At 57.4% G+C, this 16,379-nt stretch carries 12 protein-coding genes; 3 read left to right on the plus strand and 9 right to left on the minus strand.

The features are described 5' to 3' along the window. The first annotated feature begins 46 nt into the window (after nucleotides 1-46). The gene (gene fbp, locus ACH1XZ_RS17130) at nucleotides 47-1,045 is read left to right on the plus strand and encodes a class 1 fructose-bisphosphatase (protein ID WP_035892743.1); all 999 of its coding nucleotides are present in this window, start codon (nucleotides 47-49) and stop codon (nucleotides 1,043-1,045) included. Between the two features lie 124 nt (nucleotides 1,046-1,169). Here the strand turns inward: fbp and ACH1XZ_RS17135 are convergent, their stop codons facing one another. From ACH1XZ_RS17135 to ytfQ, 5 genes are all read right to left on the minus strand, one after another. Then, a complete protein-coding gene (locus ACH1XZ_RS17135; RefSeq protein ID WP_395596586.1) occupies nucleotides 1,170-2,732 on the minus strand; it encodes a methyl-accepting chemotaxis protein in 1,563 nt (520 codons plus the stop codon). Between the two features lie 86 nt (nucleotides 2,733-2,818). Next, the gene (gene yjfF / locus ACH1XZ_RS17140; RefSeq protein ID WP_395596523.1) at nucleotides 2,819-3,820 is read right to left on the minus strand and encodes a galactofuranose ABC transporter, permease protein YjfF; all 1,002 of its coding nucleotides are present in this window, start codon (nucleotides 3,818-3,820) and stop codon (nucleotides 2,819-2,821) included. Then, nucleotides 3,807-4,832 (minus strand): galactofuranose ABC transporter, ATP-binding protein YtfT, encoded by a 1,026-nt coding sequence (gene ytfT, locus ACH1XZ_RS17145; protein ID WP_395596524.1) that lies wholly within the window; start codon nucleotides 4,830-4,832, stop codon nucleotides 3,807-3,809. The genes yjfF and ytfT overlap by 14 nt, the downstream gene beginning before the upstream one ends. Before the next feature lie 10 nt (nucleotides 4,833-4,842). Further along, on the minus strand, nucleotides 4,843-6,345 hold the full coding sequence (gene ytfR / locus ACH1XZ_RS17150; protein WP_395596525.1) for a galactofuranose ABC transporter, ATP-binding protein YtfR: 1,503 nt from the start codon (nucleotides 6,343-6,345) through the stop codon (nucleotides 4,843-4,845). A gap of 195 nt (nucleotides 6,346-6,540) precedes the next feature. After that, nucleotides 6,541-7,497, minus strand: a complete 957-nt coding sequence (gene ytfQ / locus ACH1XZ_RS17155) for a galactofuranose ABC transporter, galactofuranose-binding protein YtfQ (protein WP_123651118.1) — start codon at nucleotides 7,495-7,497, stop codon at nucleotides 6,541-6,543. 402 nt (nucleotides 7,498-7,899) lie between these two features. Here ytfQ and ppa point away from each other — a divergent pair, with 402 nt between their 5' ends. Further along, on the plus strand, nucleotides 7,900-8,427 hold the full coding sequence (gene ppa / locus ACH1XZ_RS17160) for an inorganic diphosphatase (protein WP_005134479.1): 528 nt from the start codon (nucleotides 7,900-7,902) through the stop codon (nucleotides 8,425-8,427). A gap of 109 nt (nucleotides 8,428-8,536) precedes the next feature. Here the strand turns inward: ppa and ACH1XZ_RS17165 are convergent, their stop codons facing one another. From ACH1XZ_RS17165 to tamA, 3 genes are read right to left on the minus strand one after another with little or no spacing between them, the layout of a single operon-like run. Continuing rightward, nucleotides 8,537-8,881 (minus strand): gamma-glutamylcyclotransferase family protein, encoded by a 345-nt coding sequence (locus ACH1XZ_RS17165; protein ID WP_035896263.1) that lies wholly within the window; start codon nucleotides 8,879-8,881, stop codon nucleotides 8,537-8,539. Between the two features lie 2 nt (nucleotides 8,882-8,883). Beyond that, entirely contained in the window at nucleotides 8,884-12,660 is a 3,777-nt protein-coding gene (gene tamB, locus ACH1XZ_RS17170) for an autotransporter assembly complex protein TamB (protein ID WP_395596526.1), read from the minus strand. Further along, the gene (gene tamA / locus ACH1XZ_RS17175) at nucleotides 12,657-14,390 is read right to left on the minus strand and encodes an autotransporter assembly complex protein TamA (RefSeq protein ID WP_395596527.1); all 1,734 of its coding nucleotides are present in this window, start codon (nucleotides 14,388-14,390) and stop codon (nucleotides 12,657-12,659) included. Before tamA ends, tamB begins: the two co-directional genes overlap by 4 nt. A 269-nt stretch (nucleotides 14,391-14,659) precedes the next feature. Between tamA and msrA the strand changes: the two genes are divergently transcribed. Next, nucleotides 14,660-15,304, plus strand: a complete 645-nt coding sequence (gene msrA, locus ACH1XZ_RS17180; protein ID WP_395596528.1) for a peptide-methionine (S)-S-oxide reductase MsrA — start codon at nucleotides 14,660-14,662, stop codon at nucleotides 15,302-15,304. Here msrA and ACH1XZ_RS17185 read toward each other — a convergent pair. Then, nucleotides 15,301-16,359 (minus strand): LacI family DNA-binding transcriptional regulator, encoded by a 1,059-nt coding sequence (locus ACH1XZ_RS17185; protein WP_395596529.1) that lies wholly within the window; start codon nucleotides 16,357-16,359, stop codon nucleotides 15,301-15,303. The two genes, msrA and ACH1XZ_RS17185, sit on opposite strands and share 4 nt — an antisense overlap. Nucleotides 16,360-16,379 lie beyond the last annotated feature (20 nt).

Raw genomic sequence — 16,379 nt, forward strand, 5'->3', positions numbered from 1 at the left:
ATTGTTGCAGTCGTTTTACTCAACATCCACTGTCAGGGAAAGTGTTATGAAAACGTTAGGTGAATTTATTGTCGAAAAGCAGCACGAGTTCTCTCATGCTACCGGTGAGCTCACTGCTTTGTTGTCGGCAATAAAGTTAGGTGCCAAGATCATCCACCGCGATATCAATAAGGCCGGTCTGGTCGATATCCTGGGTGCCAGCGGCGCAGAAAACGTACAGGGAGAAGTACAACAAAAGCTCGATTTGTTCGCCAACGAGAAGCTGAAAGCCGCGCTGCGCGCCCGTGACATCGTCGCTGGTATCGCCTCCGAAGAAGAAGACGAAATTGTCGTATTCGACGGCTGCGAACATGCGAAGTATGTGGTCCTGATGGACCCGCTGGATGGCTCATCTAATATCGACGTTAACGTCTCTGTCGGTACTATCTTCTCTATCTACCGCCGCGTGACCCCAGTGGGTACGCCGGTCACCGAAGAAGATTTCCTGCAGCCGGGTAACCGTCAGGTGGCCGCGGGTTACGTGGTTTACGGCTCCTCCACCATGCTGGTGTACACCACCGGCTGCGGCGTGCATGCCTTTACCTACGACCCGTCGCTCGGCGTGTTCTGCCTGTGCCAGGAACGTATGCGCTTCCCGCAGCGCGGCAGCACCTACTCCATCAACGAAGGCAACTACATCAAGTTCCCGAACGGGGTGAAGAAGTACATTAAGTTCTGCCAGGAAGAAGATAAGTCCACGCAGCGCCCGTACACCTCACGCTACATCGGTTCTCTGGTTGCCGATTTCCACCGCAACCTGCTGAAAGGCGGGATCTACCTGTACCCAAGCACCGCCAGCCACCCGGAAGGGAAGCTGCGTCTGCTGTATGAGTGCAACCCGATGGCGTTCCTCGCGGAACAGGCCGGCGGAAAGGCCAGCGATGGGAAAGAGCGTATTCTGGATATCGTGCCGGAAACGCTGCACCAGCGTCGTTCGTTCTTCGTGGGGAACGACCATATGGTGGAAGACGTGGAACGTCTGATTCGCGAGTTCCCGGACGCGTAATCGCAGTATCCCGGCCTACATCACGTAGTAGGCCGGATAAGCGAAGCGCCATCCGGCACGATGCGGTGATATTGCCGGATGGCGGCGTAAACGCCTTATCCGGCCTACAAAATCGGTAACCCGATTACGATACCTGCAACCGGAACGAAGACATCGCCGCCACCAGCGCCTGCGACTGTTCTTCCAGCGAACGGGTTGCCGCCGACGACTGCTGTACCAGCGCCGCGTTCTGCTGCGCCGTCTCATCCATCTGACTCACCGCAATATTCACCTGCTCAATGCCGCGACTCTGCTCCTGTGACGCGCTGGCAATCTCGCGCATCAGTTTGGTCATGCGCATCACTTCGCTGGCAATCTCATCCATGGTCTCCCCCGCCTGCTGCGCAAGGTCGCTGCCTTCGCTGACGTGGGTTTGTGAGGCGGAAATCAGCTGACGAATCTCTTTGGCGGCATCCGCGCTGCGGCTTGCCAGATTACGTACCTCCCCGGCAACAACGGCGAACCCACGCCCCTGTTCGCCCGCGCGCGCCGCTTCTACCGAGGCGTTCAGCGCCAGAATGTTAGTCTGGAAGGCAATGCCGTCAATCACGCCGAGGATATCGGCGATGCGGTTGGCGCTTCCGGCAATATCCTGCATTTTTTCAATCACGTAGCAGACCATTTCGCTGCCGCGATCGGCGGTATCGGAAACCTCCTGCGCCAGCTTGTGCGCCTGGTCGGCATTATCGGCGTTTTGCTTCACGGTGGCGGTGATCTCTTCCATGCTGGCTGCGGTTTGCTCAAGCGACGTCGCCGTCGACTCGGTGCGCTGCGCCAGATGGTTGTTGCCCGCGGTCAGTTCACGGCTGCCTACGTCAATCTGCGAGCTGGCGTCGCGCACGCGCATGACCGAGTTCATCATCGATTCGCGCATGCCGGTAATCGCCACGTTCAGGCGCTTAATCTCCGCGCTGCGCGCCTTCAGCGGTGAATGGGTTAAGTCCCCCGCCGCTACCTGCTCCAGTTGGCCAATCGCTGCCGCCAGCGGTTTAAGCAGCAGATGACGCAGCTGCAGCCAGCCCAGCGCCATCACGCCTGCGGTCAGGAGAATGGCGATAATCATCAGCACCAGCACGCGGTTTTTGGTACTGTGCACCGCTGCGATTTCAATCTGGCCGCGAGACTCGCCCCAGTCCTGGAACGCGTGGATCGCCTCATCAAACTGGCGGGAGACCGGGATCATGGTCTTTTCCAGCAGATCGTAATAAGCATCGACGTTTTGTTGATTCAGCGCCGCCAGCATCGGCACGATCCCTTGCGTGTTGTAGGCTTCGAAGCTTTTCGTCACGTTCGCCAGCAGCAGTGCACCGTCGGCGTCATCCATTGAAGACTGGCCCACGTCGGCAATAATCTTTTGCCCCTGAGCCACTTCACCGTTGAGGATTTTTACCGCTTTCGTCGCATCGTCCAGCATGCCGATTTCCATCAGCCGAACAGCCTGGCTGGCTTCGTTACGCGCACGCAATAGCAGCGTGTAACCTTCGTTAAGCTGAGTCATCTGGTCACTTTGCAGATGGTCGATACGTTGCAGAGAAGTGGAGCTTTTGGTGAGGGCATAAATGCCGATGCCGCTGACTAAAACCAGCAGCAGGGTCATCACGGCGAGCAGGGACAGCAGGCCGGTACGGATAGAGAGCGTTTTTAGCATCATTGTGTTGTCCGGTAGCAGGGGTACTGTTTGGCGTAAAAGGTTAGTATCGGCTGCTACCGGAAAAACATTAGTGTTTCAGTGTGTTAGTCCTTTGTTACTGCTGGGCTAACGCGGGTCACCGCCGCGTTCTGGCGGTTCTCCCACAGCACCGTCAGCGCACGCTGGAGCGCGATGAAAATAAACAGCAAAATGCCGATGGCGATTTTCGTCCACCAGGAACTTAGCGTGCCGTCGAAGTTGATGTAGGTCTGAATCAGCCCCTGAATGCCAACGCCGAACAGCGTACCGAGCACCGTACCGACACCGCCGCTCAGCAGCGTGCCGCCAATCACCACCGAAGCAATGGCATCCAGCTCAACCCCAACGCCTGCCAGCGCATAGCCCGCCTGGGTATAGATGGAGAAGACGATACCGGCGAGCGTCGCCAGCCCGGTCGACAGCATATAAATACGCACGATGGTGCTGCGGGTCGGAATGCCCATCAGATTCGCCGAGATGGCGTTGCCGCCGATGGCATACACCTGATTACCAAAGCGCGTGCGGTGAGCCAGGAAGATCCCCAGAATCACCACCAACAGCATCAGCAGCCCCATTGCGCTCAGGCGACCACCGCCGGGAATGGTCCACGCCAGCCCGGAGAGGGTATCGTAGAGCGGATGATCGATAGGAATCGACTCCTCGGAAACCAGATAGCTGACGCCGCGCAGGAAGAACATCCCGGCAAGGGTAATGATAAACGCCGGGATCTTCAGGGCATCAATCAGCCAGCCCATAAACGCGCCGAAGGCGCAGCCCATTACCAACACCAGCGGGAAGGCCACCATCGGCGACAGCCCCCAGAAGCCAATGGCTTTCGCTAAGAAGACGCCGGTAAAAGCGATCACCGAACCGACGGAGAGATCGATCCCGCCGGAGAGGATCACAAAGGTCATACCTACCGCCACGATGCCCAAAAAGGCGTTGTCGGTCAGGATATTGCAAATCACCCGCGTGGACGCGAAGCCGGGAAACTGGGTCAGGCAGTAGAGATAGCCGAGGATGAACACGCCCAGGGTGATCATCAACGGTAAATTACGTTTTATCATCGCGGCGAACCCTCTTCAGCATCTGAATAAAGCGCGGCGATTGGACAATCAGCACGCACATTACCACCACCGCCTTCACGACCTGATTCAGCTCAGGTGGGAAACCGGAGAGCAAAATACCGGTGTTCATACCCTGAATAATCAGCGCGCCGACCACCGACAGCAGCAGGTTAAAGCGCCCGCCCATCAGCGAGCCGCCGCCTATCACCACCGCCAGAATGGCGTCGAGCTCCAGCCATAGCCCGGCGTTGTTGGCATCGGCACCACGAATGTCCGCCGCCACAATGGTGCCGGCAATCGCCGCGCAGACACCGCTCAGCACGTAGGCCAGCATCACCACAATGCGGGTATTTACCCCAGCGTTTTTTGCCGCGCGGATGTTGATCCCTACCGCTTCGATAAACATGCCGAGGGCGGTTTTACGCGCCAGCAGCCAGAAAATCACCAGCGTCACCAGCGCAATAATCACCGGCGTCGGGAACAGCAGAAACTTGCCGCTGCCAATCCACGCCAGCGACGGCGAGTCGAAGGTAACGATTTGCCCGGAGGTGATGAGCTGCGCCACCCCGCGTCCGGCCACCATCAAAATCAACGTTGCCACAAAGGGCTGAATTTTGAGGATGGCGACCAGAATGCCGTTCCACAGCCCTGCCAGCACGCCGGAGCCCAGCGCCGCCAGCAGCACCACCGGCAGGCTATGTCCGGCCACGGTCATTGAGGCGGCGGTCGCCCCGGCAATCGCCATGACCGCGCCCACGGAAAGATCGATACCGCCGGTAGCAATCACCAGCGTCATGCCAATCGCCAGCAGCGCCACCGGGGCGGCGCGGTTGAGGATATCAATCGGGCTACCGAACAGGCGGCCATCCTGTAGCGTTATCTGGAAAAAGTGCGGCGCGACAAGGCTATCCACCAGCAGCACCAGAATCAGCGCCGCAATCTGCGGCATACCCGGCGGCCAGCGAAAACGTCGCGCGGGCTGGCCGGGTTGAGGAACGGATCGAGGCATCACGGTGTACTCCTTAGGCCGCAATAGCGTTCATGATGGCAGGGACGGAGAGCTTATCGAGCGGGATCTCCGCCACCTGTTGGCGATCGCGCATGATGATCACCCGGTCGGCGTAGCCCACCAGCTCTTCCAGTTCAGATGAGATAACCAGCAGCGCCAGACCATCCGCGCAGAGCGTTTCGATAAGACGAATGATCTCCGCGTGAGCGCCCACGTCGATCCCGCGGGTCGGTTCGTCGAGGATCAGGAACTGCGGGCGCGTCAGCAGCCAGCGGGAGAGCAGCACCTTCTGCTGGTTGCCGCCGGAGAGAAACTCCACCGGCTGCTCGGCGCTGGGGGTGCGGATCGCCAGTTGGCGGATAAAGCGTTCGGCAATATCGTTCTGCTCTTTGCGCGGAATTGGCCGCAGCCAGCCGCGCTGCGCCTGTAGCGCGAGGATGATATTTTCCCGCACAGAAGCGGCGGCAATAATGCCGTCAGTTTTCCTGTCCTCCGGGCAGAAGCCGATCCCGAGGCAGGAGGCCTGATGCGGCGAGCGCAGGGTTTGCGGTTTGCCTTTGATCGTCGCCTGGCCGCTGTCGGCAGGATGAATACCGAAGATCACTTCGGCGGTTTCGGTACGCCCCGATCCCAGCAGCCCCGCCAGGCCGACGATCTCGCCGGGCCGGATATGCAGATCGAACGGGGCGATAGTACCTTTTTTGCCGTATCCCTCGAACGAGGCGACCGGTTTATCGCTCAGTAACGTGCGCCCGGCGCGTTGAAGCGCCTGATGCTCCAGCTCACGGCCAAGCATCATTTTGACCAGTTCAATCTGCGGTAGCTCGGCGGTTTCCCGGCAGCCAACGAACGATCCGTTGCGCAGCACGGTGATCCGGTCGCTGACCGCATAGACCTGATCGAGGAAGTGGGTGACGAAGATCAGGCTGACGCCCTGATCGCGCAGCTGGCGCATCAGGGTGAAGAGCATTTCCACTTCTTTGGTGTCGAGGCTGGCGGTAGGTTCATCGAGGATCAGCACTTTTGCCGAGAGATCGATGGCCCGGCAGACAGCGACGATTTGCTGCATCGCGACAGAAAAGCGGTTTAGCGGCTCGCGCACATCGAGGGAGAAGCCGTAGGAGGCCATCAGCGCGGTGGCGCGCTTTTCCATCTCTTTGCGCTGGATAAAACCAAAGCGTTTGGGTTCACGGCCGATAAACAGATTGTCCGCCACCGACATGTTCGGCAGCAGGTTCACTTCCTGGTAGACGGTGCCAATACCCAACTGTTGGGCATGGGCGGTATTTTTCGGGTTGATTTGCTGGCCTTCCAGCCAGATGCTGCCGCTGTTGGCATGGTAGACGCCGGTCAGCGCTTTGATGAGCGTGGATTTTCCCGCGCCGTTTTCGCCGAGCAGCGCCATAATTTCACCGCGCCGCAGGCTAAAGTTGACGTTATCCAGCGCTTTCACGCCGGGGAAGTACTGGCAGAGCCCCTCGGTGCGGAGGATTTCCGGGTTGGTTTCAGTGGTCATGTGCGCTCCCCCTCACCCCTTATATTGTACCCAACTTGCAACCCACACTGCCTGGTGAGGGTATCAGTCCTGTAGGCCGGATAAGGCAAAGCCGCCATCCGGCACCGTGCGCCGAACTGCCTGATGGCGCTTCGCTTATCAGGCCTACCGATATGCAGGTCCGATATGTGAAGCGTCACCAGGCGGGGTTACGCCTTAATAGCCCATATTTTTCTTCTTCTCTAACTCCTCTTTCGCCGTATCCGGCAGATACAGCGTGGACTTGGTCAGCGTCACTTTCTCCGGCATGGTGCCGTCTTTCTTGAATTTTTCGAGCGCATCAAACGCCGGACCCGCCATGTTCGGGGTCAGCTCGACGCTGGCGTTCGCTTCCCCGGCGATCATCGCTTTATAGATATCCGGTACGCCATCAATTGAACCGGTCAGAATATCTTTGCCCGGCTTGAGCCCGGCCTCTTTGATAGCCTGGATAGCGCCGATCACCATGTCGTCGTTATGGGCGTAAACCATGCAAATGTTCTTGCCGTTGTTCTCCGCCTTGATAAAGCTCTCCATCACCTCTTTACCCTTACTGCGGGTAAAGTCGCCGGACTGGGAGCGAATAATCTTGATATTGGAGGCTTTTGAAATCGCGTCGGCGAAGCCTTTCTTACGGTCAATCGCCACGCTCGCGCCGACGGTGCCTTGCAGCTCAACGACGTTACACGGCTTGCCGTCGACGGTTTTAATCAGCCACTCGCCAATCAGCTGGCCTTCCAGCACGTTGTTAGCGGTGACCGTGGTCATGTAGAGGGATTTGTCTTTGACATCAATGGAGCGGTCGAGCAGGAAGACCGGGATCTTGGCTTCTTTGGCTTCCTTCAGCACCGGTTCCCAGCCAGTGGCCACCACCGGCGCGATAAAGATGGCATCCACCCCCTGAGCGATAAACGAACGCACCGCTTTAATCTGGTTTTCCTGCTTTTGCTGCCCGTCGGCAATCTTCAGGGTGATACCGCGTTTTTCCGCTTCCTGCTTCGCGACGTTAGTTTCCGCCGCGCGCCAGCCGGATTCAGATCCGACCTGCGAAAATCCCACCGTTAATGGAGCAGCCATGACCATAGACGACATGGCTGCGGAAACTGCTGTGACAAGAAGTAAGCGCTTCCACATAGAGAAATCCTCGTAGGGTTATTGTTGGTCAAATATTCATCTGCGGAAAAACTATAGACAATAGGATATGTAACGGAATGCGTTACATCACAATTCAAAAAAGTAAATTATTTGTTAATTAGAAGTCAGCATCAGAGATTAGGAAGGAGTAGGTGTCGCGCACCCATTGATGGCAATCGGTTTTGTGTTTTTTTTAACCGCATCACCGTCATTTTTTATCGTGATGTAAACGGTTTCATGATTTTATTCATGATGCGGCTGTGTTTATGGATTTTTCTGCTTTAAGAAGGCGCTGAAAAGGCCGGGTTCCAAAGGGAGGGACGTAAAACAGGCCAAGACTTTCCCGGCGAGTTGGCTATAATACCGGGCACTAGTTTGCCATACATTCTAAAGGAAACAGACATGAGCTTACTCAACGTCCCTGCGGGTAAAGATCTGCCGGAAGATATCTACGTTGTCATTGAAATCCCAGCTAACGCAGATCCTATCAAATACGAAGTCGACAAAGAGAGCGGCGCGCTGTTCGTAGACCGTTTCATGTCCACCGCGATGTTCTATCCGTGCAACTACGGTTACATCAACCACACCCTGTCTCTGGACGGTGACCCGGTAGACGTTCTGGTCCCAACGCCATACCCACTGGAGCCAGGCTCCGTCATTCGCTGCCGCCCAGTTGGCGTGCTGAAAATGACCGACGAATCCGGTGAAGATGCGAAACTGGTTGCGGTACCGCACACCAAGCTGAGCAAAGAATACGATCACATCAAAGATGTGAACGACCTGCCAGACCTGCTGAAAGCGCAGATCACCCACTTCTTCGAGCACTACAAAGACCTCGAAGCGGGCAAATGGGTTAAAGTTGACGGTTGGGACAACGCTGAAGCGGCTAAAGCTGAAATCGTTGCTTCCTTCGAACGTGCGAAAAAATAATATTTTTCAAGCGTGACAAAACACCGCCTTCGGGCGGTGTTTTTGTTTGTGCGGGCCCCGGTATCAGAATACAAAAAAACAACGCCACCCGAAGGTGGCGTTGCCGTATTCAATACTGGTCTTTATCCAACCAGTTACCGCTTTCTATCAGCTTCAGCCCGTCGACCGGGCGCTGATAGACATACATCCAGGCACTACCGTAAGGCGTCTGGATGAGGTGACGTGCATACTCACCCGCTTTGGTGCGCAGCGCATCCAGTTCGGCCAGCGTCGATGCGTCAATTCGATAAACTTCACCGTGTACCGTGCCTTCACCTGGCACCGCGCCTGGATAGTGGCCCAGGCTGTACAGTTGATAATCGAAAACGCTGTGATCGCCCAGCCACTGGGCGTTCGTCATCCAGTGGCTGTTGCCTTGTTTGCGCCGTAAACTGCCGTACACAAATATTCGCATTGCTAAAACTCAAACTGATAGAGCAAATCGAGCGCCTGGTCTACGCCAGACACCGCTTCCAGATACAGCTTAGGCATCAGGCGATAGCGTAACGTGAGCGTCGCTAGCGAGTCAAAGATCCCAACGCCATATTTCACCTGCAGACCTGGCAATACGTAACCACTGACCACCACCTGGGAGGAATCACCCACCCCTTGTGTATCCAGAGCCAGATTACTTACGCCAAACGTCTCGCCGATTTTACCCACAAGCTGACCACTTTGTGCAACCCCCATACCAATAAGCATAGATGTCATTGCCGCACTGTCACTCTGACCGCTATCCAGCCCCTGTCCACGAACGAGGTAAGAGAGCGCTTCCTGCTGCGACATCGCCGGGTCGGAGAAAACTTCCGCCTTAGGCTGATCGGCGCTGCCGGTGACGCGAACGCCGGCAATAACATCGTTTTCCGTCGATTCTGGGTTACGAATCGCTTCGATGTTGAGCAGCGGCTGATCCGGCGGGCCGGAGAACAACAGCTCGCCTTTACGCACGATCAGGTCCTGGCCATAAGCGTGGAAACGCCCTTCCGGAATATTAATCTGGCCGTTCAGGCCCAGCCCCTGTTTATCCTGCGCCACCTTCAGGTCGCCGGTCAGGCGCGCTTTCAGCCCAAAGGCTTCCAGACGGACGTTGTTGCCGACATGAATATTCAGGTTGCTGTTGATAGGAATCGACGCAGACTGCGTTTTCTCCGGTTTGAGGTCACTGTTGAGCATCACCTCGTCGCTGGAGACGCCCACGGCGCTCTCCGGCACGTCTTTCACGATAATACGCGCCCACGGGATATCGACGTTACCGTCCAGCGTAAACAGGCTTGGCGTGGCGTTAAAGACAATATCCGGCGACACATCAAGTCGCACCATCGGCGGCACGGTAATACGTACCCGGCTGCCTTGCGCGGCGATACGCGCCCGCCAGTTGTCAATTTGCCGCCAGTCCGCGTCGCCGTTCAGGCTGATTTGCCCCTGCTGGGTGCGAATATCACCCAGCAACGTCGAGCTAGCGCCGTTGAAGTTCATGGTTATCTGGCTTGGCTGCATATCAAACGGCATAAAGTTGCCGTCGACGTCGATACCGTTCAACTGCATTTGCCCGAAGAGCAGCGGGCTCTGCGCGTTGCCGCCGAGACGCAGGTTCGCGTTGAGCTTACCCTCCGCCTTTTCGCCGCGAGAGAAGATAGGGTTAATCATCGCCAACGAGAAGTTGCGGATATTAACGTTACCGCCGAGGTTGCGACGCCCCTGTGGGTCGGTTACCTGCACCTGACCGTCCAGTTGGCCGTTATTGGTCAGACGGATAAGCCAGCCCAGCTCCGCGCGGTTGTTATGCAGGTCTGCGTTCAGGTTCAGCGTGTCAAAGGCCACCGGCAGCGGCGCATTGTTGACGATTTGCGTCACTTTGACGTTGCGCCCGGAGAGCGTCACTTTGCCCTGCGGCAGCCCCTCTTTGGTGGTGTCCCACGTCACATCGGCGTTACCGCTGAACACGCCGCTCGCCTGCGTCGCTTCCGGCATAAACGGTTTGAGCATGGCGAGATCGAAGCGGTTAAGGTTCACTATCGCATGGCCTGCGGCACCGGCATCAATCGTCTGCGGCACGCACAGCTCGGCGTTCGGGTTCACCCAACAATGTGGCCCGATGCTGATTTTCTGCTCGAGGTTGCGGTAGTCCAGCGCGATATCGCGGTTAACCGACCACGGGCCAACCGGGGTCTGGAAGCGCGTATTGCTGAGCGCCCCCTTCCAGCGTTCTTCTTTGCGGTCGAAGCTGCCCGACAGCGCCAGTTGGCCGGAGACCGGCTCGCCCTGAATCTGCAACTGCAAGGAATGCTGCTTCTCGTTACCTTTGGCCGCCAGATGCACCAGGCCGATATTCACGCCCGGCTGCGCAATGCGTTCCACGCGCACATCGAGCTTCCCGGCAATCTGATCGGTCGAATTGACCTCACCGTCCACGCGCACCTGGGCAATCGACAGTTCCTGCCAGCGCAGGCCCCGCGCGGTGATATCCGCCAGTAACTGCGGCGCTTCGACGGTGCCACGAATTTTCACCAGCCCTTTCGCCGTGCCGCCAAGACCCGGCAGCATGTTGTCGAGCTTCGGCGCATCAATGTTGGCATCCAGGTTGAGGTCTTTCACCCCCAGCTCGCCCTTCACGTCGGCAGTATTGTTACCCAGCGCCACGTGCAGGCCGGGAATGGTCCACTGCATATAGCTGTTGCCACGCAGGGAGCCATCGACGTTCACCTTGTTCTGCTTCACGTTGCCGGTGATTTTCACCTCCGGTACGTTCATCTGCCAGGTGCCGCCGTAAAGGCTACCGTTGGTTTTAATCAGGCCGTCCAGCTTCGATGGCCAGTCCGGCGCCACTTTAGCGGTGTTGATGCCGCGAAGCGCCAGTTCGCCGCGCCAGCTTATCGCCTGTTGCCAGTCGAGCAGCGCGGTTAGTTCGGTTTTGCCTTCCAGCGCCGCCACGGTGAGCTTATCAAGACTCACCTGCCGTTCATTGCCTTTTGCGTCAAGGGTGATATCCGCTGGCGGCACGCCCTGCCCCTTCACCGCGGTACGGAATGAGAGCGTATAGTCAGTCATCTTGCCGCCGAGCTTCAGCTTCAGGTCATCGGCCTGGAACTGTTTCTCGCCGGTAAACGGCCAGTAAAGCTGTTTGCTGTTGATTTCAACGTTGAACGGCAGGCCAGCTTCCGCCAGCTGCGCCTGAGCGCGGAGGGAAACGTCTACCGGGCCAGAGAGATTGACCCCAACCTCAAGCTGCTTGCGCACCTCACCGCCCACTTTCAGCTTCACTTTCTCGCCCTTCAGCGGGTCCATGTTCAGCGTACTGTTCAGCGTGATGTCGACCGGCCAATCGTTGATAAGCGTGGCGGTGCCGCTGGCGTTCACCGTTCCCTGGCTGGAGTCGACGTCCAGCGCATCGAGCTTCATGTTGCCGTCGATGCTGCTCACCTTCAGCAGCATTTTGTAGACCGTCAGGTCGGTGTCGCCGGTAATACGCAGCTGTTCACCGCTAAAGGACTCAACGTTCAGGTTTAGCGGCAGATGAACATCGGCCATTTCCGGCAGCACCGGCTTGGAGAACAGCTCGGTCATGGTTTCGCCGAGCGGTTTTTCCTGCGGTTGCGGGTTGTCGATTTTCGGCTCAACCACCTCTTTTTGTGCCACGTCGGCCACTTTCGGTAGGGCAATCAGCAGCCCTTGCAGCGTGGTTGGCGTGAGGGTCAGGTTTTTCTCCTGCCACTGAAGGCCACTGGTGAAATCCATCACCGACACCGTGGTGTCATCAATCTTGATATTGACGTTGTTCAGCGCGAAGCGCTTGAGGGTAATCGGGTACGGCGTGGAGAGGTTCAGCGGGCCGCTGTCCTCCTCTTTAACCGGCGCGGCAGGCGGCATTTTGCTGCTGTCGATAGCCACGTTGATGTTGCTGAGCGCAATGTCGTTCACGCACACGCTGCTGTGCCACAGACAATTGAGATCCACCGCCAGGTGGAATTCCCCGGCATCTACCGCCACGCCCGGCTGGGTATAACGGACGTTTTTCAGCGTCAGATCCCGCCAGCCGCCGGTGACCTTGCCAATTTCCAGCCCCGGCACCCAGCGGTTCGCCGCGTTAAACAGCAGATGTAACCCTGTCGTCGTGCCGACGAGGAATCCGACGATCCCCACCAGCAGCACGAGAAAAATCAGCACACCGAGGCTTATTTTCTTCCATAACGTCATAGTTCAGGCCCCAGTCCAATGTAAAACTGCAATCCATGTTCATCTTTGTCGCCCACTGGAACGGCGAAATCGAGCTTGATTGGCCCAACCGGCGACTGCCAGCGTACGCCAACGCCCGCGCCTTTTTTCCAGTCGCTCTGGCGAATATCGCTGACCGCTTCACCGCCGTCGACAAACACCGCGCCCCACCACTTCCCGGTCACGTTGTACTGATACTCCAGCGAGCCGGTGGCCAGTTTCGATGCACCAATCAGCTTGCCTTTATCGTCACGTGGAGCCACCGATTTGTACTTATAGCCGCGAATACTGCGGTCGCCACCGGCGAAGAAACGCAGATCCGGCGGTACGCGGTCGAAATCACCGGTTTCAATCCAGCCGAGGTTGCCGCGCATCACGAAGCGATGGCGGTCATAGAGCGTGCGGATCCAGACGTTTTGCGCCTGAAACACGGAGAAGTCGACGTCCGAACCCCAGGCGGTGTTGGAGTAGTCAATCGAGTAGCGCTGAGAATCACCCCAGGTTGGCATCAGGCCGCCGCGCGAGCGGGTTCGGCTAATAGAGACGCCAGGATAGAACAGCATGGTGGTGTTGGTGACATCGGCCTGGGTAAAGTGGTCGAGGCTCCAGCGCAGGTTAATGGCGCGCTGCCAGCCGCTCGACAAGTCCCAGAAGCGCGAGACAGCAAGCGTCGTGGAGTCAGCTTTGGTGTCGTTGAGATCGGTGCTTTTGAAACCGCCCTGCACCAGATAATACTGTTCCAGCGGGTTTTTCAGCAGCGGTACCTTATAGCTGAAGTCCAGCTGCTGTTCCGGTGCCGACACGCTAACGCTGGTCGTCAGGCTATGGCCGTAGGAGTTCACCCACGGTTTTCGCCACGAGGCTTTCACCCGTGGCCCGACGTCAGTGGAGAATCCGCCCCCTAGTTCAACGGTGTTTTCGCTGCGCGGCGAGACGACGCCATGCAGCGGTAGCACCTTCGTTTTCCGGGATTTAGCGAACTCCGGCGCGACGACCACCGAGTTAAACCAGCCGGTGGCGGAAAGACGGCGGTTGAGTTCAGCCAGGTCGCTGGACTGGTAGTAATCGCCCTTTTTGAACGGCACCAGGCGCTGCAAATACTCTTCGCGGATCTGCGAGCCTTCGAAGGTGACATCACCAAAACGGTAGCGCTCGCCGCTGTCGTAGTCGATATCCCAGAATGCCTGATGACGGTCGAGCGACACACCGAGCTGGCTCTTGTTAAACTCGCTATCAAAGTAGCCTTTACGCAGCGCCACGCTGGTTAGCGAACTTTTGAAATGATCGTAATCGCCGTGGTTCAGGACGGTACCAATTTTAGGCCGGGTTTGCAGCAGCGACAGATAATCGCTGTCGGTTCGCGCACCGCCGCGCAGAATCACATCAGTACCGCCAATCAGCACCGGCTCGCCCGGCGTCACTTTTGCCAGCAGCACCTGACGGCCTTTGGCCGGCGGTGGCTTAAGTTCGAAATCGATAGTCGGCTCGTAGTAGCCGAGGGCCTTCAGCCCTTCACGAATAGCATCATCTACGCGCGCGCGAAAGCGACGATCGGGCGTCACCTCATCGCTGCCAATAGTGGAAAGCTGCGCACGTACGTTTTTTTGTAGCTCGCCTGAGAGCCCTTCAACCTGCAGACGGATGTTTGCTGCACTGGCAACACCGCTGGTCAGCAGCAAGCTCACCAAACATAACTGGCGGATTTGTCGCACATTTTCTCCTGAATATCCTTGTTCCCACCCCAACGGGAAACGAAAGTCCGCTCCGCGGCCACGACTGCGTTTTCGCCAAAATTGCGCCTTGAGGACGCACGGCATTCAACGTCAGCTCAAAAAACCCACTCTTTGTCGGGTTGAAATAAAGACAGAGCCCCAAATTATTCTTATGTTTAAATTTAGACGTATTCGGCGTGTTTATTGTGTTAAAAGACGCGCCCGGTTACAACCTTAACGGAAATTACCGTACACCGGAGGCCTGGCCCATGAGTCTAGTTGATAAGAAAAACCTTGTATCTCAATCGGATGCATTACCCGGGCGAAATACGCCAATGCCGGTTGCCACGCTCAATGTTGTGACCGAACACTCAATGACGAACGTTCCGGAGGGGATGGAAGTCGCCTTATTCGCCATGGGCTGCTTCTGGGGCGTCGAACGTCTGTACTGGCAGATCCCTGGTGTTTACAGCACCGCAGCAGGCTATACCGGCGGCTATACGCCGAATCCAACCTACCGCGAAGTGTGTAGCGGGCTGACCGGACATGCGGAAGCGGTACGCGTGGTTTATGACCCTGCGGTGGTCAGCTATAGCGCCCTGCTAAAAGTGTTCTGGGAAAACCACGACCCGGCGCAGGGGATGAGACAGGGCAACGATCAGGGCACGCAGTACCGCTCGGCGATTTACCCCGTCACGCCGGAACAAGAGCAGGAAGCACATGCCAGCCTGAAACAGTTCCAGGACGCGATGAGGAGCTCGGGAGATGCGCGTACCATCACCACCGAAATCGCCAATGCGAAGCCGTTCTACTACGCCGAAGATGAGCACCAGCAGTATCTGTACAAAAATCCGCACGGCTACTGCGGCATCGGCGGGATTGGCGTGTGTCTGCCCCCTCAGTTGCAGGGTTAACCGTCCAACGCCACGCGCGCGGCATGGCGCGTGGCATTCGCCACCGTCCCGTAGTCCATGACTTTCCCCTGCAGTAACAGGTTATAGACCGGCGAATGGGGCCGGTTAAGCCGCGTTTGCAGCAAATGCACGGCCTCAATGCCCAGGTCACGGCAAGGCACGCGAATGCCGGTCACCGGCGCGGTCAGGCTATTTTCCAGATTCCACGTAAAATCGGTGGTGATAAGCGAGATATCCTGCGGCACGCGCAGCCCGTGGCGCTGCAACGCCTTCATCACCCCCTCGGTCATGCTGGTGCTGTTGGGGAAAATAACATCCGGCCACTGCGCGCGATCGTGCGTTTCCAGCCATGTATTCAGCGCCCGCTCGGCCTCCTCCGCCGTGAACCACTCGGTGACTAACAGGTCGTGCTGAGGGTTGAAAGGCACATGGTGATAGCGATAGGCCTCTTTAATTCCGTCCAGCCGCGCGTACAGCGTCTCCCTACGCAGACAGGTCATCGTCAGCACCCGCCGATGCCCTTGTTCAAAGAGATAGCGCATCGCGGTAAAGCCGATAGCCCGGTGGTCAGGCGAGACGCAATCCAGCGACATTTCCCGGTCAATCGAGTTAATCAGCACGCAGGGCTTATTCAGCGTACTGGCCAGCTTGAGGATCGTGGGGTCGTCCGTGCCGATGATGACCACGGCATTGATGCTCTTCTGATTGGCTTTTTCGAGGAACAATTTTACGTCTGCATGCTGTTCTTCCAGCGCACAGTGGCTGATCCAGACATCATGCGGCGCGCTGGCTTCGGCAATCCCTTTGGTGACCTCCAGATAAAAGGTATCGCCGCGCCCCTGGAACGTGCGCTCCGGCGCAAACACGGCAATGCCGTTAATCAGCAGTCGTCCGTTGGCCAGTGAGTCCAGTACCCCTAGCTGGCGAGCGCATTGCACAATCGCCTCTCGCGCCTTTTCGCTGGTGTAGGATTTGCCGCTCAGCACCCGGGAGACGGTGCTGATGGAGTAGCCGGTTCGGGCGGCAATTTCATCCATTTTTAGCTTGCCTGGCATTGTGTGACCTCGCTCGCAAT

It is taken from the genome of Kluyvera chengduensis, from assembly GCF_044197065.1.
In the GTDB taxonomy this organism is placed as follows: domain Bacteria; phylum Pseudomonadota; class Gammaproteobacteria; order Enterobacterales; family Enterobacteriaceae; genus Kluyvera; species Kluyvera ascorbata_C.